Origin of the sequence: Granulicatella balaenopterae (assembly GCF_900111135.1) — a bacterium.
Classification (GTDB): Bacteria; Bacillota; Bacilli; order Lactobacillales; family Aerococcaceae; genus Granulicatella; species Granulicatella balaenopterae.
The window spans coordinates 56,673-78,577 of sequence record NZ_FOGF01000001.1 but is presented as its reverse complement, the minus strand read 5'-3'; the positions used below and the strand labels follow the sequence as shown (position 1 = coordinate 78,577).

The 21,905-nt window shown below is 33.2% G+C and carries 20 protein-coding genes and 1 pseudogene; all 21 read right to left on the bottom strand.

The window, feature by feature from the left end; genetic code table 11:
• Positions 1-9: 9 nt before the first annotated feature.
• A complete protein-coding gene (gene lepB / locus BMX09_RS00340; RefSeq protein ID WP_089745484.1) occupies positions 10-507 on the bottom strand; it encodes a signal peptidase I in 498 nt (165 codons plus the stop codon).
• Complete coding sequence (locus BMX09_RS00335) at positions 504-4,076, bottom strand: InlB B-repeat-containing protein (RefSeq protein ID WP_177159470.1); 3,573 nt, start codon at positions 4,074-4,076, stop codon at positions 504-506. The genes lepB and BMX09_RS00335 overlap by 4 nt, the downstream gene beginning before the upstream one ends.
• 648 nt (positions 4,077-4,724) lie before the next feature.
• Positions 4,725-5,216 carry a TipAS antibiotic-recognition domain-containing protein gene (locus tag BMX09_RS10415; protein WP_407645238.1) on the bottom strand — a complete coding sequence of 164 codons (492 nt, stop codon included), beginning with the start codon at positions 5,214-5,216 and terminating at the stop codon, positions 4,725-4,727.
• Between the two features lie 42 nt (positions 5,217-5,258).
• Positions 5,259-5,420 (bottom strand): annotated as a pseudogene (locus tag BMX09_RS10345) (MerR family transcriptional regulator); the annotation flags it as partial.
• Positions 5,421-5,576: 156 nt separating this feature from the next.
• Entirely contained in the window at positions 5,577-5,843 is a 267-nt protein-coding gene (locus BMX09_RS00325) for a hypothetical protein (protein WP_089745478.1), read from the bottom strand.
• Positions 5,844-6,092: 249 nt separating this feature from the next.
• On the bottom strand, positions 6,093-6,704 hold the full coding sequence (rpsD, locus tag BMX09_RS00320; protein ID WP_089745477.1) for a 30S ribosomal protein S4: 612 nt from the start codon (positions 6,702-6,704) through the stop codon (positions 6,093-6,095).
• A gap of 395 nt (positions 6,705-7,099) precedes the next feature.
• On the bottom strand, positions 7,100-8,764 hold the full coding sequence (locus tag BMX09_RS00315; protein WP_089745475.1) for an ABC transporter permease: 1,665 nt from the start codon (positions 8,762-8,764) through the stop codon (positions 7,100-7,102).
• Positions 8,751-9,848 (bottom strand): ABC transporter ATP-binding protein, encoded by a 1,098-nt coding sequence (locus BMX09_RS00310; protein ID WP_089745472.1) that lies wholly within the window; start codon positions 9,846-9,848, stop codon positions 8,751-8,753. The genes BMX09_RS00315 and BMX09_RS00310 overlap by 14 nt, the downstream gene beginning before the upstream one ends.
• A 20-nt stretch (positions 9,849-9,868) precedes the next feature.
• A complete protein-coding gene (locus tag BMX09_RS00305) occupies positions 9,869-10,891 on the bottom strand; it encodes an ABC transporter substrate-binding protein (RefSeq protein ID WP_089745470.1) in 1,023 nt (340 codons plus the stop codon).
• 105 nt (positions 10,892-10,996) lie between these two features.
• A complete protein-coding gene (locus BMX09_RS00300; RefSeq protein ID WP_089745467.1) occupies positions 10,997-11,761 on the bottom strand; it encodes a response regulator transcription factor in 765 nt (254 codons plus the stop codon).
• Positions 11,761-13,407 carry a sensor histidine kinase gene (locus tag BMX09_RS00295; RefSeq protein WP_089745464.1) on the bottom strand — a complete coding sequence of 549 codons (1,647 nt, stop codon included), beginning with the start codon at positions 13,405-13,407 and terminating at the stop codon, positions 11,761-11,763. The genes BMX09_RS00300 and BMX09_RS00295 overlap by 1 nt, the downstream gene beginning before the upstream one ends.
• A 22-nt stretch (positions 13,408-13,429) precedes the next feature.
• Positions 13,430-14,209, bottom strand: coding sequence for a DNA repair protein RecO (recO, locus tag BMX09_RS00290; protein WP_089745461.1), 780 nt, complete (start codon positions 14,207-14,209; stop codon positions 13,430-13,432).
• Between the two features lie 14 nt (positions 14,210-14,223).
• Positions 14,224-15,138 carry a GTPase Era gene (era, locus tag BMX09_RS00285; protein WP_089745459.1) on the bottom strand — a complete coding sequence of 305 codons (915 nt, stop codon included), beginning with the start codon at positions 15,136-15,138 and terminating at the stop codon, positions 14,224-14,226.
• An 8-nt stretch (positions 15,139-15,146) separates the two neighbouring features.
• Entirely contained in the window at positions 15,147-15,554 is a 408-nt protein-coding gene (locus BMX09_RS00280) for a diacylglycerol kinase family protein (protein WP_089745457.1), read from the bottom strand.
• Entirely contained in the window at positions 15,535-16,017 is a 483-nt protein-coding gene (ybeY, locus tag BMX09_RS00275) for an rRNA maturation RNase YbeY (protein ID WP_089745455.1), read from the bottom strand. Before ybeY ends, BMX09_RS00280 begins: the two co-directional genes overlap by 20 nt.
• Before the next feature lies 1 nt (position 16,018).
• Entirely contained in the window at positions 16,019-18,226 is a 2,208-nt protein-coding gene (locus tag BMX09_RS00270) for an HD family phosphohydrolase (RefSeq protein WP_089745454.1), read from the bottom strand.
• Between the two features lie 15 nt (positions 18,227-18,241).
• A complete protein-coding gene (locus tag BMX09_RS00265) occupies positions 18,242-19,180 on the bottom strand; it encodes a PhoH family protein (protein ID WP_089745546.1) in 939 nt (312 codons plus the stop codon).
• Positions 19,181-19,238: 58 nt separating this feature from the next.
• Positions 19,239-19,736, bottom strand: coding sequence for a GatB/YqeY domain-containing protein (locus BMX09_RS00260; protein WP_407645237.1), 498 nt, complete (start codon positions 19,734-19,736; stop codon positions 19,239-19,241).
• Between the two features lie 320 nt (positions 19,737-20,056).
• A complete protein-coding gene (gene rpsU / locus BMX09_RS00255; protein ID WP_005605651.1) occupies positions 20,057-20,230 on the bottom strand; it encodes a 30S ribosomal protein S21 in 174 nt (57 codons plus the stop codon).
• A 144-nt stretch (positions 20,231-20,374) separates the two neighbouring features.
• Positions 20,375-20,890: a Fur family transcriptional regulator gene (locus BMX09_RS00250; RefSeq protein ID WP_089745450.1), complete on the bottom strand. Its 516-nt coding sequence runs from the start codon at positions 20,888-20,890 to the stop codon at positions 20,375-20,377.
• 21 nt (positions 20,891-20,911) lie between these two features.
• Complete coding sequence (locus tag BMX09_RS00245; protein WP_089745448.1) at positions 20,912-21,802, bottom strand: deoxyribonuclease IV; 891 nt, start codon at positions 21,800-21,802, stop codon at positions 20,912-20,914.
• Positions 21,803-21,905: the final 103 nt, after the last annotated feature.

The following is a 21,905-nucleotide window of genomic DNA, read 5'->3' as shown; positions in this document are numbered from 1 at the left end:
TTATCCCCCTTAAATTCCTCTTCTTCGTATAACCGTTATTACTCTTCCAAGACAGTCTGCTTGTTTGATTGGACCATAGATACGACTATCTTCAACTTGACTTCTGATATCACCTAGAACAAATATTTCCCCTGGTTCGAGCGTTATAGGAAAACTAATCCCTTCTTTATACGCTTTGGTCTTATGAGTAATCTGTGTTTCTTGTTGAACATAACCATTAATCACAAGACCTGCTTCAGTGATATCCACACAATCTCCTTCAACCGCAACAATACGTCTAATTGTCTTTTGTTGGTTGCGATACAAAACAACCACATCTCGATTAATCAAATTAGACTGATTACGATCAAATAAAACAACATCCCCTGGTTTAACAGCAGGATCCATTGCATCATCTGGAACGACTGCTACTCCAAGAATGAATCCCATCATTATCCCACCAGTCACTAAAACAATGGCAATTTTTAATGATAGCGATTGTAATTCTCGTTTCACTTGTTTATTCATTCATACCACTTCCCCCTTTTCAGATATATTTTTTCTATCAATAAACATGCCGGAATTAGCACGATAGAAAGCAATAGTAAGGCATTATTTCTGCCTGTTTGAATACCTGTAATTGGTAACGAAAGCATCTCTTGGTGAATATCGATTGTAACATTTTCAGTAACTAATACATTAAAATCATTATTCGGATTAAAATTACTACTCATCTGACCTTTTTCGTTATCAATCGTTGACGTAAAGCCAGGTATATCGGAGGTTACTTGCCAATGATAGTCATTGAAAAAGCCGTTAAGCGTTTTTGTTTCACCGCTTTTCATCATAACTTTCCCAATGCCATCTACAAAGTGCACGCCATCAATTTCACCATTAACTGCTTGACCACTTGCATCAGTCAATCTAATCTTCACTTCAAACGTTTGCGCGTCACTTACGAACTGCCCATTTGCTTGCATCTTAATCTTAATATCTGACTTTTTTGCAATAATGGCGTAAAGATTATTGTCATCTAGTGTATTGATATAGATGGGTGTTGTTTCTTTAATGGTATTGTCTTTATCTTTTTCTTGTAATGACCAACCAATCACCCGAAACTTTTCTTTTAGCTGGCTGATTGTATCGATTACCTCTTGATTTTTTAGCTTTTCAATAGTTATCGGGCTATTAAGTTCCTTTGCATCAAGTTTGACGGCTACTTGCTTTTTATGAATACGAAACTTCACTTGGGCATCCTCTTGCCAAATAGCTGTTAAAATAATCTCCCCACCACTAGACGGCGGTTGAATCTCCATTAATTCGCCTGGATAATAGATACACTCATCTAGATTACTTCGCCACCCAATAAAGTCAGTAGGATTATGATTTGTATCAGTAACTTCCTCAATGGTTGGAATTAGTAATTTATTCCCAGCTGCATACTGACCATCTTGTATACTCTTACCAAACACATTGTAATTCACTTGCAAATTAGCTCCATCACTAATCCATCTTGCTTTAATCACCGTATCCACTAAAATCGGTCTACTAAATTCAAATGGCTCAGGTTGTTTTCCTGGTAATACGATTTCCCAATCTTTAAATTGGTAATAATTATGCTTTTGTAGCGTTGGTAACTGATCTGGTGTTACATACTCACCAGCTGCTAATGAGATTGTTGTTTGCGCATTAGGTTCAAAACTTCCAACCGTCGCATCAAAAGTCACCGTTACAATATTTGGTTGCCAAACTTCATAAATCCTAACATTATGCGCTGGCATTTTACCGTTAAAGTGATACTCTTTTTTACCATTTGGATCCTCAAAATAGCCAACAAAATGATACTTCACCTCATCTTTTGTTTTCTCCTTGGTAATATCGGGTATCTCATCTTGATAGGGAATCTTTTTCGTATAGATTGCTGTTGGATTAACAATACCATTTCGAGATTCAAATACTTCAAAATTATAAGATTTCTTTTCATAGAATACTTTAAGTGTACTTCCCGCTACTTTTTCATTGCTTGGTAAGGTAAAATACACAAGATTTTTATTTTCGCCACTAAATTCACCTGATTGATTGATTTGTTGATTCTTCCACAACTGCCAACCGACATCTTGCTTTAATTGATAGCCAGAAATATCACTAATTTTTTGATTAAAAACTTTTCCTGACCAATTAGAGACCATTCTAGCCATTTTCGTTGTGACTAATTTAGCCTGTCCATCATTATGTTCATCAATGTATTTTTCGATATAGACATTATCTCCACCAGCCCAATTTAAATCTCTTCGTCTAAAGCGCACCGAATTATTGGTATCTTGCGTATTAATTGAATAGCCATAAGTATCGCAACCTTCAATATCCGTACCAATAAATGCATTAAGTTCACTACTATTATCCATCCAGCTATATTTATGCAGATAGGATTTTTTCACTGCTGGCCATTTACATTCCGAACCATATAAGCCTTTATATATCAAATAAGACCAATTACTAGTCAAATGTTCACGATAACCGACACAATCTTTTTTAAAATAATCAATTTCATCACAATGATAGTTTCTAATACCAAGTGTTCGATAGGCACATTCAATCGAATATGTGATAATTTCACGATCTAAATAAATATTATAAATTGTCGACCCATCTGCTGCGACCTTTACCGTTCCATTATTTTTCTTTGTATTATGTTTATTTAAATAAAAGCCATCACCCGATATTGCCTTAATATTAGGTATCTTTTGATAATTGAATTCTTCAGCTGTTTTTCCTGTTACAGTAATGGTTTCTGCATAAAAATACGTCTTATCCCTATCCTTCATTTGGTAATCAGCATTATTTTCATAATTCATCCCTAGGTTTTTCATGGCTTTGATTTCTCTATTTGTAAAAATCCCTTCTTTATCACTGTTCGTATTAGGTAATGGATCATTCACATTTTGGCGCCAAATTACCACCGTCACCTTAGTCTCTGCTGCTTGCCACTTTGCCTTGATGGTCATGTTTTTATTAATGGTAAAATATTTATTTGACCAGCCGCTCCATAAATTCCCACCATTTGTTGTAGTCCATCCAAGGAATTTATACCCTTTTCTTGTTGGTGTAGGTAATGTCTTTGCATAAATCTTTTCCCCTTTTTTATAATGCTTAGACTCCAATGGTTCACCGCCATTAACATCAAAATGTAACCAACAAACATCTTTAATAATTGGATAGAGTATTAAGTCTCTAGTAACCTTTGTCTTTGTAGTCACCTTTTCACCATTTTTATCTTGCCAGCCAACAATCGTCTTTGTGTCGCCAAGTACTGTAAAACTATCCATTTCCGCTAATCGCAGCGACTCATTTTGGGACCGAGCATAATGTTGGGTATTCATAACATAGCCGTTTTTCCCTTTAGGTTGAGACATATATTTCACTATCCAACTAGTTTCTTGATAATGCGCTACAAGAATGACTTCCTTAGTTGTTACCTCAGTTGGTTGTGGTACTTGATAAGGAAAATTAATTTTTTTATCACTATCTTTTAGATACCAGCCACAAAAGTCTTTCCCTTCAATCTTTGGTGCTATTGGTTCAAATAATTCTTCCCCAACAAGTGCTTTCTGATATGAAATCTCTTCTCCTTTATAGCTTAAAAAACGATAGATGATTGTCTGCTGAGGTTTTGTCACCTCGATTGCTTTGGTCTTTGGTTCTTCTAAAGGAAGTTGCGTTTCTACTTTTAGACTATCTTTTTTTGAAGGTACTTCCTTCTTTTCTGTTTTATTGTTTAGTTGATTCTTATCTAAGTCTTTTGGTATTGTTTGATCTTGGAGAATTTTAGTTGTTTCATTTTCTTTTTTTATGCTAATATCTTCACTATCTTGCTTCTTTTGCTCTATCGTTTTAATGAAGGCATTGCTGTCATATTCTTCTGAATCAGATCGATTGGTTTGAAGTGCTTCTTTTGTTTCTGATACCTTAGCTGAATTAGTTGTTTTGTCATGGATTATGTTATCCCCTGCGTACTCTGCATATAAAGTTAGCGTCATTGGGTCACACAGCAATAGCACTACCATAATAAATAATCCTAGTTTTTGTATTTGTTTCACAAAATCGCCTACCTTTCCCATCAATTATTTCAAATAAAAAAGACTATATTCCCACTCTCTAAAAATACATAAAATACTTTTTATGACTTGAGTCGAAATATAGACTTATTATTACTAATCCTTTAGAATACTTTCAAAAAACGATAACTACTACAATACAAAATGATTAAAACTTCTAAAGAAACAACAACCATTACTCCAAATAATTAACCCAAGTATTACAAAAATTAAAACAATTTTTATTAACAGTATTTTCTTCCACCACTATTATTTTTAAAATTCTAATATTATGGTAAAAATATCTAAAAAATAAAGCTTTTGCTCATTCTAACATTGATTAAAGTAGTACTCAACCGATTTGTGAACTTGTGACAATAAATTTATTTTTATGACTCATTTTTAGTCTATTGCTTTCGAAAACGCTTTATTAATCCGTTTTAATTCATTCAAAAACTACTAATTTCATTCGAAAATTTTCAAAATTACTTAAAAATACGCAAATAACGAATAAAAATAACCATTCCATCATAAACCCAATTATGAAAAAATACTTTTCAATAAAAAAAGCCTACTGAAAATAACTCCAGTAAGCTTAAAAAATGAAAATGATGACTAGTCATACACATCTAACTTTTGAAAAACTAGTTATTATCTTATATGTTTACTAACAAACTCTTGCACAGCGTCACAAATATATTGCGAAACACCCTCACCAAATTGATTAATATTTTTACTAAATTCCGGATTCTTCACATAAGCATAAGCAATTCCAGAAAAATCCTCTAGTGTACAATCAAAAGCATTCTCGCAAATTACTTGATATAACTCAGCCACTAAATCACCATTTTCTTTTGAAATAGCACTAAGCCCTTCACTCATATTTTGCGCAAACTCTATAAATAATCGATTGATAACATCAATAATAATTGTACTATTTGATTTTAATACCATTTCTTCACCATATTCTTTTATTGCACAATGTTGATATTTAGCATTATCTTGCACTGTGAAACCAACAAACTTCTCCTCATTTGACATTTCAAAACTCCTTTCTTCTGACTCAATCGTTTTTTCCAATGTTGCAACCAATGTTATGAGGCGCTTTTTTTCATTTTGAAGTAAAACTAATTGATGTTTCAAATGATTTAACCTAGTTGCGTCTTCACAATCAACTAATTCTTTAATCTCTTTTAGCGAAAAACCTAAATATTTATAAAATAAAATCGTCTGTAATAAATCTATATCTTCATCACTATAAAAACGATATCCTTTTTCATCTTTTTTAGGCTCCAACAAACCAATTCGATCATAGTGTTGCAAAGTTCGCACAGAAACCCCACTTAGTTCACTTACTTTTTTATCATGTACATGTTTATTCCTCCTAACAACTTCATTCTAATCTATTACGTTGCGTCATAGTCAACAAAAAATGGATAAAAAATACACCTCCCACAAGATCATTATTTATCCCGCAGAAGGTGCATTCCATTTTATATAACATCAGTCACTCTTTTTGATTGTTCCACCGATACATACGCTAATAATTTCCCCTAACACAATCCCCATGCTAGTTGGAACATGTAATAAAACTGCTAATACGCATCCTAATACCATCCCTAACGCTAAGCCTTCACTGACATATGTATTAACTATCTTTTTATTTTTCTGATAATATCTATCATTGAATACTAATAGCACGATCGCACCAATACTAGTCATCACAATTGGTAGATACTCAGTTACAATGATAATACAAAATACTCCCAAACTAACACACCCTTTCATCTCTCAATAATGATTTCTTTTTCATTATTCTAGCATATCTCTTTAGTAAATGACATTGCTCTATGCCGTAACTGTTGCTGGTATAGCACTAGTAATCGTTAGGGCATTTTGGTTCTAGCATAAATGGTGTTATTGAAGAATTACTTCAATGGCATCATTTATTTTTATATACAAAAAAACTACCAAAATGTTCAAAAAAACATCTTAGTAGTTTTAAAATCGTTAAGAATATTAACCTAATTTGTTATAGTATTCAACGATGAATGATTCGTCAACATCAGCTGTTAACTCTTCACGTAATGGTAGACGGTTGAATGAACCTTCTAATTTTTCTTCGTCGAAAGTAACGAATTCTGGGCGGCCGAATAAAGATTCAACTGCTTCTTTAATGATTTTCATGTCGCGAGATTTTTCGCGAACACCGATAACGTCTCCAACTTGGATAGCGTATGATGGGATATCAACACGTTTGCCGTTAACTGTGATGTGGCCGTGGTTTACTAATTGACGAGCTTGACGACGAGTAGTTGCTAAACCTAAACGGTATACAGCATTGTCTAAACGAGTTTCAAGCATAATCATGAAGTTTTCACCATGTTTACCCTCTTTAATTTTACCAGCTTTTTTGAATAAAGTAACGAATTGACGTTCATTCATTCCATACATATGGCGTAATTTTTGTTTTTCTTGTAATTGTAAACCATACTCTGATAATTTTTTACGGTTGTTAGGTCCGTGTTGACCTGGCACGTAGTTACGACGTGCGATTTCTTTACCTGTTCCTGAAAGTGATACGCCTAAACGACGTGATAATTTCCAGCTTGGTCCAGTGTAACGTGACATTGAACATTCCTCCAATAATTTTTATTTTTTGGAGTAAAATAAGAAACGGTTTGATCGATTTCGTGCATTTTATCTTGAACGTTCACCTTTTGCAGCGCTGGTTACTAGTTACACTCAGATAAGTTGATAAAATGTTGACGAGCTTCTTCATTCCTGCTGCATATTTTACACAAGTTGTATTATACCTCGAATTAACTACTTTAGCAAGTACTTCTACCTACTTTTTATAAATAATTTCCAGTTCAATAAAACTTAATCCATTAATCATTATACACCTTTTATAGTGAGTTTGCCAATAATTTCCTATGTATTTTTAGTTATTTTATCAATATTTGTCTTCTCTTTAACTATAAAAACACCAACCTACTCATAGTGAATAGATTGGTGATAAGGGGTTATAATGTAATGCTGTCACTCTTAGATACTTTCATGAATAGTAATAGTGATGCGATGGTTAAGACCATTAAGATTGTTGACAAGGCTGCTGCGACACCGTAATTCCCACGTAAAACTTCGGTATAGATGGCAACTGTCATTGTTTTTGTCTTAACGTTATATAATAAGATTGATGTTGATAATTCTGAGATCATTGTTACCCAAGAAAGGATTGCTCCTGAGATAACCCCTGACATCATCATCGGTACTGTTACTTTCATAAAAGTATTTAAGCGGCTTGAGCCTAAACTTTCAGCTGCTTCTTCAATACTTGGTGAGATTTGTAATAAGCTAGCAACAGATGAGCGAATTGTATATGGTAAACGTCTAACTGATAATGACATCACCATAATAAATGCAGTACCTGTAATTGCTAAGAATCCAGTTCCAAAGACACCTGTATTAAATGACGTAATAAATGCAATACCAAATACTGTACCTGGCACAATATATGGAATCATACTTAAGCTATCAATCATTGATGTAAAGAAGTTTTTCTTACGGACTGCTAAGTATGAAATAATTGTCGCAAAGATTACAACGATAACTAAAGCCATTAATGGAATTCTGATAGTGTTTAAGATTGCAGATCCCATACGATCAAAAGCAATGCGGTAACTATCTAATGAATATCCTGGTACAAATACCATTCCTGATGTTTTTAAGAATGATGTATATGTTAGATATAATTGTGGCAAAACAGCGATGAATACTGTTCCAAATACCACGATATAGACTAATGCTTGTTTGAATCCAGTCAATTGTTTTGGTTGGATTGGGTGTAGTGAATTCATACTAAAACTAAATTGATTTGCTACATATTTTTGAATTAAGAAAATCGCTAAGGCAATGGTAATCGCAATAATTGCTAATGAAGAGGCAAATGCTGCGTTCCCACCGACTTCACTGATGAACTCTTTATAGATTAATACTGGGAAAGTACGGTAACCTTCACCGATTAACATTGGTGTACCAAAATCACTAAACGCGCGCATAAATACTAGTAATGCTGCAGCTAATAATGTTGGGGTTAATAAAGGCAAGATAACTTTTACCATACGATCAAAAGATGTTGAACCCATGCTTTCTGCAGCTTCCAAAACTGAGCTATCAATACTTTTGAAGGCCCCTGAAACATATAAGAAAACCAATGGGAATAATTGTAATGTGAATACTAATACGATTCCACCAAATCCATAAATATCAATTTGAGGGAAATGTAAGGTGTTCATTAAAAATTTTGTAATCACGCCTTGACGACCTAATAATAAGATCCATGAGTACGCTCCAACGAATGGTGCCGACATTGAGGCAATGATAATACAAATCTGTAGTAACTTTTTACCTTTGAATTGATACATTGAGAATAAGTAAGCTAATAAACTACCTACAATTAACGCAAAGATTGTTGCAGTTGTTGATACTTTAAAGCTGTTCCATAAAGTTTCCGAATAGTATCGTTTTGAGAAGAATGTTGAGAAATTCGCTAATGAGAAATGTCCATCAACAAACATCGCTTGAATAAATACTTGGAAAATTGGATATACCAAGAATAATAAATAGACAATAAAGATTAGAAAGGACATTGCTGTCCAAAGATTTATTTTTTTACTATCCTTTTGCATGCGCGCCACCTCCTAAAAGGTTTTGTGACCCATCTGCTGTAAATACATTGATTTTTTGTAAATTAACAGCTAATTTGAATGTATCTCCTTTCCCTAAATCTTCATTGAAAGTTGATTCTTCGCTGACTTGAACACGTTGATTGAAGCCTGGAATTGTCACATAATATTCAGTAACACTACCTAAATAAACACTATCTTCAATCGTTGCTTCAAATTCACCATCAGCTTCACGCATAAATTCTTCTGGACGAATACTTACTTTAATTGCTTGATCTTTGGCACCATCTAATAATGGATATGCTAATTCTTGACCATTTTCAAATTGTAAATGAGCTTTTCCATCATGGTTAACTAATTTTGCATCAATAATATTTGTACGACCGATAAATGTTGCCACAAATGTATTATTTGGACGGTGATATAATTCTTTTGGACGTCCGATTTGTTGGATTTCACCACCATACATTACAGCAATTTGGTCTGAGATAGCCATTGCTTCTTCTTGGTCATGAGTTACGTATACTGTTGTAATACCAACTTCATGTTGGATTTCTCTAATCGCTTGACGCATATCTACTCTAAGTTTAGCATCTAAGTTTGATAGTGGTTCATCCATTAATAATACATCTGGGTGGATGGCTAAGGCTCTAGCTAGGGCTACACGTTGTTGTTGTCCACCACTTAATTGTTCTGGTTTACGATCTTTATATTGATCAATTTGCATTAATTTTAAATATTTTTCAGTTGTTTTTTCGATTTCGTCTTTGGGTAATTTACGTTGTTTTAATCCAAAAGCTACATTATCTTTAACGGTTAAATGAGGAAAAATTGCATAGTTTTGGAAAACCATACCGATATTTCGTTTACTAGGTTCAATATCGTTAATTCTATTTTCTCCAAAATAAAAATCTCCGCCTTCAATTGAGTTAAAACCTGCAATCATACGTAATAGTGTTGTTTTCCCACATCCTGAAGGTCCTAATAAGGTAAATAAGCTACCATCTGGAATATGAACATTTAAATCTTCAATTACGGTTGTATCCCCAAATACTTTTTTCGCATTATCTATAACAATTTTACTCATCAAATCATTCCTCTCTGGCTTTAGTTAGATTGTGTGTCAATAAATACTTCATTGTAACGGTCTACGATTTCTGCTTTGTGCTCAATAACATATGTGTAATCTTCTTCTGAGATTTTAATTTCGTCAATTGGTTTCATATTATCACTAGTTTTTGCACCAATACGTACTGGACGATTAGTTGTTGTTGTTCCTAATACATCTTGTGTTTCTTGTGAAATAATAAAATCAATAAATTTTTTCGCATTATCCATATGTGGTGCATCTTTAATGATGGCTGCTGATGCTGGTAAGAAGACTGTTCCTTCTTCTGGGTAAACAATTTCTACATTTGCGCCATCGTTTAATAATTTAACAGTTGGATCTTCATAAGTTAATCCTACTGCCATTTCACCATCTGCTACCGTTTTATAAACATTTGATGAACTTGATGATACTTTACCATCAATTAAGTCAAATAAGTCAAATACATATTTCCAAGCAGCGTCACTTTCATAGCCACCATTGTCAATCAACATATTAGTTAGTTGCGCAAATGCACTTGATGAGTTAGCCGGATCAGCTGTTGCGATTTTCCCTTTTAAGTCTGTATTTAATAAATCTTTATATCCTGTAATATTCATACCTTCTGTTAAATCAGGATTCACGATTAATACACTACCATCTAAAGTATAAGGTGTTGAATATCCTGTTGTATTACGGTATTGTTCAACAACATTTTCATCTTCTGGAGAGACATATTCAGCAAAATATTCACCATTAGTTGCATATTGTGTATATGATCCACCAAAAATAACGTCTGCAACTGGAGCTTCTTTTTCACTTTCAATTTTCTTGAACAACTCACCTGTACCAGCTTGAATTAATTCTACTTCAACGCCATATTTTTGTTCAAAAGCAGGAATTGTTGCATTAATTAATCCTTCTGAGTTTGGAGAATATACGACTAATTTATCTGCTGCATTATCATCTGTTGCGCCATTAGAACAACCTACTAATCCTAAAGCTAATACACTAGCTGCTAAAAATTTAATACTTTTTTTCATTATAAAAACCTCCTGATTGATTTGTTAACGTTTTCTATACATTAAGGATATACCAAAAAAGCGTTTTCAATACATAAAAAAACTCCACAAAATAGAGAGAATTCTCTACTCTTGGAGTTTTTCTTTATAATCTGAGGCGTTCATTCCAATTATTTTTTTAAAAACACGATTAAAGTAATTATAATCACTAAAACCTACTGCATCAGCAATTTCATATATTTTTAGATGTGGTTGATCTTCCATATATTTTAAGGCTTTCAAAATGCGGTATTTGGTCTTATATTGATTAATGGTTAAGCCCATCTCTTCTTTAAAGCGCTTATAGAGATAACTTTCACTATAACCCAATTGAAAAGAAATCTCAGCAATAGTATTATTGTCGGAATAATTCTGATGTAAATACGCTAATGTTTTTAAAACACATTCATCATTGCCGTGGTAGGTTGCTAATCCAATATCAACTTTTGCTGTTTCAATCTGAGTTTGTTGGTTTACATTCATTTGCTGATAACGATAAATCGCAATTTGGAGGGCTTTGTATAATTCTTCCGCACGAATTGGTTTCGCGACAAAATCAACGACTTGGTATTTGATGGCCTCTCGTGCATTATGAAAATCATTATAGCCCGACAAGACTATTTTTTCATAACTAAGATGTGTGGTTGCTTCAAACATTTCAAAACCTGTTTTAAGTGGCATATTCAAATCTGTTAAGACAATAGCTGGTTGCTTAGCTTCAATCAATTGAATTCCTTCTACACCATTACAAGCTTCACCAACAACTTTTATGTCAAAATCACTTGTCTCCAGACAGTTCTTAATCCATTTACGAATTAAGTGTTCATCTTCTACAATTACGACTTTTAACATCAAATCCCTCCATTCTTAACAATAATTCGGAAAATATTTTGATGATGTTCTCGAAGAATTACTAATTCTGGTTGTTTGTCCATCATTTGAAGACGACGGATAATATTCGATATACCATGCAAGGTGCCTGATCCATTAATTTGTTGATAAATTCTTTCCTTAGCTTCCTCATTACAGATTGCTCCATTATCACACACATCAAAATAGGCTTTATCCCCTTTTACATAGCCTTTAATAGTAATTTCTAAATCTTCTCTTGATTGCATACCATATTTCAAGGCATTTTCAACTAATGGTAATAAAAATAATTTAGGGTAGACTTGCATTAAAAGACTTTCTTCTACATCAACCACATAAGAAAACTTTTGATAACGCACACTATTAATGTACATAAATTCCTCTAATACTTCTAAATCATCCTCTAAAATAACATCTGTCAAGCCATCATCAACACTATACCGCAAAATACGATTCAATGATAAGATTAAAGCTTCCGTTACTTTAGGATTATCAAAGCACGTTACGCGCATTGTCTCTAATGTATTATATAAAAAATGTGGCCTAAACTGGGCGTCTAATAATAATTTTTCCATTTGTCGTTTTTCTTTTTCTAATAATAATGTATTATGGTGCATCCGATTTAAAATATTAATCATCTTATTAATTTGAGTAGCTAAATATTCAAATTCATCACCTGTATCCATATTAATCTTCATTTGATAACCATGAACAATTAATTCTGTTTCTTTCACTAATTGATTAACTGACTTGGCATTCCGTTTCGCAATTGTCTTAGAAATTCGAAAAGATTCTACTAATAAGACCATACTCAGGATACCCACCAAAATTAAAATAACAATAAATAACAACATCACAGATACGGCATTATTATACGTAAATAATTCTAAGCCATTTGCTAGCAGTTGCTTTTTAGCAAAAACTAATTGCCCATTCTTAACGGAAATTCGCGGAACATGACGATATGCTTCGGCAAATTTATCTAATGAGCCTTCTACAAATTGTTCAGAACTTGTTAATAAACAATTATTAAATTGGTCCATAACAACATAATGAGTCGCACTATGCTGAATCAAGGGTTGCAATTCATCACTAGACAGACTAACCACCCCATAACCAATGATTTTCCCTGCTTGTCTAATGGGCTTAACTTGTAATAAAAAGCTTGTACCATCTAAATCATGAAAAATCCTAACAATCATTGGATTCTCTTTAAAATCCACACTTTGGCAAACTGTCTTTAAATAATCAAAAAGCAAGCTCTTAACAGTCTGATTATTCGTCGAGAAGACTTCTTCAAAATCAACATTCACGATATCTAAATCCGTTGACAAACTTGTTCCATGCTCATTATAAAAATTAGTATATTTAATGCGTTTGTTTTCTTGACTTGCTAAAAAAAGTTTGGCTTCATAATTACTAATAGCTGTCAAATACCCATCAATACCACTACTTACCTCATCAATTTTTTTACTAGTCTCTTGGGTAAAGCTTATGATCTGATGATATTCATAACTCAAAATTCCAAGTAAACTACTACAAAAAAAGACAATTACTAATAAAACTGATAGAAAGATATTACGTTTTAAAATGTCTTTTCGTAATTGTTGCTCGAAGTTATTTTTCATAATATCTCTCTACCTTTCTTTTTTATTTTTTTATTTGTGTTAATTTTTTCTCCCAATCAATCATTTGTTCTATATATTTTTTACTTTTCAAATGAATCCCCACATATTCTTCATATATTTCATCCATTAAACGCTTTAAATCAGCTAGTGTCTCTGAATGAAGGTGCACTTGACCTAATTGTCTAGGACTCTTAATAAAGGCTAATTGACGCGCAATATGCAAGGCTTTCGGTGACATTTGCATACGATAAGGATCTTCGTCAAAATGTCTTGAACAAATAATCGATTGTTGCGGAATTGAAAAGTCAAATGCCCCTTTTGTTTGTTGACAAAAAGCACAATGCTCCCAATTCATTTTAAGACCAAAAAATGCTAACATCTTTATCTCAAAATAATGAACCACTAATTGCGGGCAATCCGTCTTTTGTAAAGCAAATAAAGATTCATCTAGTAATTGATACAAAGCCACTGATTTAATACGGTCTTCAATCGCCGCATCAGCCAAATGCATCATATATGTTGCATAAGCATTTTTATAAATATCTTCAAAAACACTGGTACAATGAACTAAATCACGACTATCCTTTAAAAAAGATAGCCCTTGGTCTGAAATATGTCCTAAAAAGACGGCTTTCGAAAATGGTACCGAAGCCGCTTTTAAAGGATGATTATTTTGTTGTAAGTTTTTTAAAAAAAACATCATTTTTCCATGCTCTTTTGTAAAGATTTTTACTAAAGCATCTTTTTCTCGATGAGGTAATTGAAATAAGACAATCCCCTCAAATTCTTGGTAATAAGTCATCTAATCACCTATTTTTATTTTTTGTAATCACTTGTACGATAACCCATATCTTCAATATGAGATTTTTTCTTACGCCAATCTTTATCGACTTTCACCCATAATTCTAAATAGACTTTATTCCCTAATAAAGCTTCGATATCTTTTCTTGCGCGGATACCGACTTCTTTTAATAATTTACCACCTTTACCGATGACCATTCCTTTTTGAGATGAACGTTCTACAATAATATTCGCATATACATGGACTTTATCGTATTCATCACGTTGCATTTTATCAACGGTTACGGCAACTGAGTGAGGAATTTCTTCTTGAGTTAATTGTAAGATTTTTTCACGAATTAATTCAGAAACGATGAAATATTCTGGGTGGTCAGTTACTTGATCACTTGGATAGTATTGTGGTCCTTCTGGTAAAGCGTCTACTAATTCCGTCATTAATGTATCGACATTATTTCCTTCTAAAGCAGAAATTGGAATGACTTTTTCAAAATTAATTGTATCTTGGTAACGATCAATACGTTCAATTAATTCGTCTGGTGATACTAAATCGATTTTGTTTACAACTAAGAAGATTGGTGCTTTAACATTTTTTAGCTTTTCAATGATAAAGTCATCTCCTGGTCCACGCTTTTCATTGGCATTAACCATAAATAAGACGGCATCGATTTCTTTTAAAGCTGAATAAGCACTTTCTACCATGAAGTTCCCTAATTCGTGTTTAGGTTTGTGAATTCCTGGTGTATCTAAGAATACGATTTGTGCGTCATCTTGTGTATAGACACCTTGAATTTTATTTCTTGTTGTTTGAGCTTTGTCGGACATAATCGCAATTTTTTGACCTAATACTCTGTTCATAAATGTTGATTTCCCTACATTGGGACGCCCTACGATGGCAACGAAGCCTGATTTGAATCCTGGTTTATTAAACATATATTCTCCTATCTATTCATTACTAGTAAATCTATAATTTTTGGTATAAAAATAATACCTGCTACTATTACCGTAAATGCGGCCGTAATTAATACTGACCCGGCTGCAATATCCTTAGCTTTCTTTGCTAAAATATGATACTTATGATCCACAATTAAATCCACTACATTTTCCGTAATAGTATTTAAAAATTCCATCAATATCACAAAGAATATGCAAAAGATTAGCATAATCCACTCTAAAGCTGAAACATTAAGGAACCATGCTAATACTAATGGAATGACACCAATTAAGGTATGGTAGCGCATATTTCGCTCATCACGATAGACAGTAATAATACCATCTATCGCATGACGAAATGATTGGAAAAAGTCGGGGTTCTTTTCCGTTTGCTTATTAATCTCTTTGTAAACCATATGCTGTTAAGATTTCTTCCTGAAGCCCCATCATTTCTGCTTCTTCTTCAGGCGTTTGGTGATCATAACCATTTAAATGTAAGAATCCATGTAATGCTAAGAATCCAAGCTCACGCTCAATTGAATGACCATAATCTGCTGCTTGCTCTTTAGCACGGTCTACTGAGATAACAATATCCCCAATTGTTGTTACAAAATCAGTATCCTCGCCTTCAATCTCCATCATAGAGAATAAATCAGCATCATCATCATTTAACGCAAAACTAATGACATCTGTTACTGCATCTTTATTACGAAATTCGCGATTAATTTCACGAATTCTTTCGTTTGAAATAAAAGTAATGGAACATTCACGATTGGCTGGATATTTCATATAATCAGCTGCGAACTTAACAATATCTTCTACTAAATCTTGAAAAGCTTGTTCTACTACTTCTGTTTCATCGATTAATTCAACTTGCATGCTATTTACTTCCTTTCTTATTAATCGTTGGGTATTCGATTCTTGAATGGAATGTTCCATTTAAAGAGGTGACGATATTTTTCTCAACGATTTTCAATTCTTGAATTGTTAAATTACATTCAATATATTGTTCATCTTCTACACGACTCATCACTAATCCATGAACTAGTTTTTCAACTTTTTCTAAGGTTGGCTCTTTCATCGCACGTGTAGCAGCTTCAGCACTATCTACTAAATTAATAATAGCTGCCTCTTTTGTTTGTGGCTTTGGTCCTGGATATCTAAAATCTTCTTCTTTAGCGTCAGGATCTGATTTTAAGGCTTCTGCATAGAAGTATTTCATTAGGGTTGTACCATGGTGTTGGGCACATACATCAATAATTGGTTGTGGTAAGCCGTGCTGTTCCAAAATTTTTACTCCCTTAGTTACATGTCCAAAGATAATCTCTTTAGATTCATATGGGGTTAATAATTTATGTGGGCTTTCCATTCCAGCAGGTAAATTCTCAATAAAGAATAATGGGTGTTCAATCTTACCAATATCATGATAATAACTTGCCACTCTAGCAAGAAGTGAATCTCCCCCTACCGCTTCCACACAATTGGCTGAAATATTAGCAACCATTAAACTATGATGATAGGTTCCTGGCGCAATCGTAATTAATTGTTTTAGTAATTCTTGGTTTGGATTTGATAATTCAGTTAATAATAAGACTGAGCTATCTTCAAATAAATACTCTACATACGGCTCAACAATAACCGGTATTAAGACTGTCTCAATCGCATTAATCACCGAAAAGATTAACATTAAGACTACTGGTTTTGAATAGATTTCATAATTACTATATAAAACCAATGGACTAATCGCTAATACATGAATAATAACAACCGATAAAAAATGTTTCATAGACAATTCACGTTTATCTGCTTGTAATGCTAATACAAAACCAATCATCCCCACCAATAAATAAAATGAGAAAACAATAATGACTTGTAAAAGATTTGATTCTGTTTGATAGATAAACAATGCAAATATCGGAAGAAAAGTTAATGTCCCTAAAGCATAACGCATTTTATGAGTCGCACGATAAACTAAATAAGTAATTGCTCCAACAGGGAATAATAAACCAACTTCATCAGTACCCCTTGCTTGAATTAATTGAATAACTACTAAACCAATTAGTGAAATGATAAAGAAAAATACAAAAGCTGTTGTTTGAGTAGCAACTGTTTCCTTTTGATCTTCGGTAGTACATTTCTTTAATTCTCTGTAATAATTTTTCGCTAATACAATCACTACAATCGCTAATAAAGCAATATAACCTAATAATACATGATAACTTGGAGTACTATTCATCATTCCTAATAATTCTAATTGCTTAATATCGGTTGTATTGATGACTTGTCCTTTTTGTACAATAACTTGTCCTTGAAGAATTTTTACCGGATTAACCGCATCAGCAGCCGCTTCCTTGGCTCGTTCTGTTGCTTGGGTATCTAATACATTATTACTAATAATCGCATTATTTAGCAATTCTTCTAATAATTCACGCTCTTTATCAGTGAAATTATAATAAAATAATCGCTTATCCGCTTCTTCTGTAACTTCTGTAAGATTTGACTCTTTAATTGATGTAGACATTTCTTCTTGAACAATTTGATGGAGTACTGTTTCGTAATTGGTTAATTGTGTATCATTAGCACTTAATACCGCACTAATTGCCCAATCTGGAATAAAAACAGCATAATCTTTAATATTTTTATTGGTTTCATCCAAGCTCTTACGGAAAAATTGTACACGATCTTCCATAGTCGCTACATAATTTTTAGAGGTAGTACTATCATCGCTTGACACCTTTCCTAGAGCCATACCAATATCTGCTGATGATTTCCCTGCAACTACGCGAATAGCTGAGAAAAAGTTCGTAATATAGTCTAATTGCTGATTCACAATCTCGCTATCATAATGATAGATATCAACGACGCTATCACTAGCAACTTGTTTATTAATTTTTGTTTGTTCGGTATCTTCTACAGTTCTAGTAGCACGAATAGTCTCTTGTGCTACTTCATTCAATTGGAAAGAGTATTGTTTAGGTCTAATACTGGTCCAACTAATTAATACTGAAATAACAACAAATAGTGCCAATAGTATCGGAAGGTAAAAAGTTCCTAACTTCCTTTGTACATACCTTAATTTTTGTTTCATAACATCCTCGCTTTCTTAATGTTCATCATCTTCTTTATAAGCATTGATAATACTTGAGACAATCGGATGCCTTACAACATCCATTTCATCAAATTCAACGAAAGCTATGCCATTGATTCCTTTTAATTTTTGACAAGCGTCGACAAGCCCACTGCCAGTTGTGCCTTTTGGTAAATCGACTTGTGTTTTATCACCATTCACAATCATTTTTGAGCCAAATCCTAAACGAGTTAAAAACATTTTCATTTGCGCTTTAGTCGTATTCTGTGCTTCATCTAAAATAATAAAAGCATCTTCTAAAGTACGACCACGCATATATGCTAATGGTGCAATCTCAATCACGCCACGTTCTAAGAGACGATTTGTATGCTCCACACCATATATATTATACAAAGCATCATAAATCGGACGTAAATAAGGATCGACTTTTTCTTTTAAATCTCCTGGTAAAAATCCAAGACTCTCCCCTGCTTCAACAGCCGGCCTAGTTAAAATAATCTTTTTAACATCACCTTTTTTTAAAGCATTAACAGCCATGACAACCGCTAAATAAGTCTTACCTGTACCAGCAGGCCCCACACCAAAAATCACATCCGTCTTTTTAATTGCGTGAATATATTGCTGTTGGCCATAAGTTTTAGCACGAATTGGCTTCCCTGCATATGTACGCCCTATCTCTTCGTTATATAAATTCACAAAATAATCTAGCGTACCTTTTTTACACATCTTAATAGCACTCGCAATATCAGTTTGTGTAATTGGCGTTCCTTTTAATAATAAATTTTGTAATTCTTCTAATAATAAACGGACTTGTTGTACTACCTCTTGATCCCCTTTAATAGTAACTTTTTCTCCTCTTACAGCAATCTCCACTTGAAAAGAATCTTCTATTAATTGGATATGTTGATCGTGTGCCCCAAATAAAGCCGATAGAATAGTTGAGTCAACAATCATCACAAGGTCTTCTACTAACTCTTTATCCAAATCCCATCCCCCTTAGACTTACTAAATTTTATGATAAGAATTTTTTAACTTCTTCTTTAATAACATTACCATCTGCTTTACCTTTTAATTTAGGCATTACAGCACCCATTAATTTACCGAATGCTTTCATTGAATCTGCTTCAATATCTTTGGCAGTTTCACGAATAATTTCTTGTACTTCTTCTGCTGATAATTGTTTTGGTAAATATTTTTCAACAATACTGATTTCTACTTTTGTTTTTTCGATTAAATCTTCACGTTCTGCTTTAATGAATTCTGCTAGAGAGTCGCGACGTTGTTTTGCTTCACGTGATAAGATAGTTAATTCTTCCTCTGCAGTTAATTCAGCCTTTTTCGTTAATTCTTCCTTTTGTACTGCACTTTTAATCATTCTTAAAACATCTAATGTCGCTTTATCTCTTGCCTTCATAGCTGTTTTAATATCATTATTTAATACTTCTTTTAAACTCATTTTACTTCCTCCTTGATATGTTGTATCTTTTATCTTATTAGTGTCAAAAATCATTATTGCCTTTATTCGCAAACAAGCTAGAATCATTTTAGACAACACTGTTTATTAGGATATTATATCACAAAAAAATAGCCCACTCAATCAGAGTCGACCATTGGTATTTACGAAAACTTTAGAGAAGCTAATCTTTTGCGGGGGATAATTAGTTTATCTAGTTTTAGGAATTATTCTCGACAAATCGTTCTTGCATGAGGTGCCATACACAAAGCTAAAGCTTATGAGGTTTTCTTGGTATTCTTTCAAAAAATGCGCACAAAAAAAGCCGGAATAATGAAATTCCAGCTAAAAATTTGTAATGATCTAATTTTATTAGATTAGAATTTACGTTTACGTGCTGCCTCAGATTTTTTCTTACGTCTCACGCTTGGTTTTTCGTAAAACTCACGTTTGCGAGCCTCTTGTAAAGTACCTGTTTTAGAAACAGTACGTTTGAAGCGACGAAGAGCATCATCAAGTGATTCGTTTTTGCGAACAACTGTTTTTGACATATTCTTTTCCCTCCCTCCGAACTAAAAAGTAACTGTTTCTATCCTCACATTTTTAAAATGTATTCAATAGAATTTGTCCTTTGTTTATTATAAGCAATGTTTGAAATTAAGTCAATCTTTTTTGAAAATAAATTCTTATTATTTTCACAAGCTTTCTGAATCATGCGCTAAACAATAATCACAGATACCAAAAATTTCAAATCTATGGCTAGTAATTTGGCAATCTTTCAACTGGTCTTCAAAATAATCCATTGGGCAAATCGGGATTTCCTTTGTTCGTCCGCATCTTTCACAAATAAAGTGATGGTGATGCGAATGTGTTTGACAGCGGAAGCGGAATAGCTTTTCACCGTTTAATTCTGTTTCTTCTAAAATGTTCAATGAAACATATGTATATAAATTACGGTAGATTGTATCATAACTTAAACTTGGATACTCTTTTGTTAGTATTTCTTGGACTTGACGAGCTGATAGATAGCGATTTTCATTAATAAATACTTCAATCATTTTTTCACGTTTTTTTGTATATTTTAATCCAGCTTTTTTTAAGACTTCAATTGCAGTTGTTACTTGACAGTCTTTTGAATGTTTATGTCCGTGTTGTTCATTATGACGATGTGTATCACATGAGCAACGGCATAATTTAGAATGTTCTACCATCTAATCATCTCCCCTTTAACATTATTGAGCCATTAGTTTTTCTAGCATCATTGGATCAAATTGATTTTTTCTAATCATGTCAATTTCACGTTGGTATGGAGCTACTTGATTCTTTTTATCTTCTCCTACCCAAGGTGTTTCTAAGATTTTTGGAATATCTTTAAATATCGGTTCATTAACCACTTGCATTAACGCTTCAAAACCAATTTCACCAAAGCCAAAGTTAGCATGGCGGTCTTTTTTAGCTCCACAAATATTTTTAGAATCATTGACATGCAATACTTGTAAACGATCCAAACCGATAATCTTATCGAATTTTGTTAGTACTCCTGATAAATCTTCTTTGATATTATAACCTGCATCATGCACATGGCAAGTATCGAATGTGATTGATAACTTTTCATTATAGTGAACCCCATCAATAATCGTTGCTAATTCTTCGAAAGTACGACCTAATTCAGTTCCTTTACCAGCCATAGTCTCTAAAGCAATAGAAAGCTTTTGTTCACGATCAATCACTTCATTCAATCCTTTAATAATTTGCGCTAAACCGGCTTCTGTCCCAGCTTTAACATGTGCTCCTGGATGTAAGACTAGTTGCTTAGCTCCAACTGCTTCAGCACGCTTAATCTCTTCTCGTAAAAAATCAATCGCAAAATCCAAGTAGCCTGGCTTAATCGTATTGCCTAAATTAATAATGTATGGCGCATGAACAACGACTTCTTCTAAGCCATGTTCTTCCATATAATTTTGTCCTGCTTGAATATTCATCTCTTCGATTGGTTTTCTTTTAGTATTTTGTGGTGCACCTGTGTAAACCATTAACACATTAGCTTGATAACTATTGGCTTCTTTTGCTGAGCCTAAAAGCATTTCCTTGCCTTTCATTGATACATGTGATCCAATTAACATCTTATTCCCCCTAAGTTTCTATACTATTCTATTTTACGTTACTTTTAGCTAGTCTTCAAGTCTTCTGATTGTTAGTCATTATCCAAAAAATAAAGCCCTATCA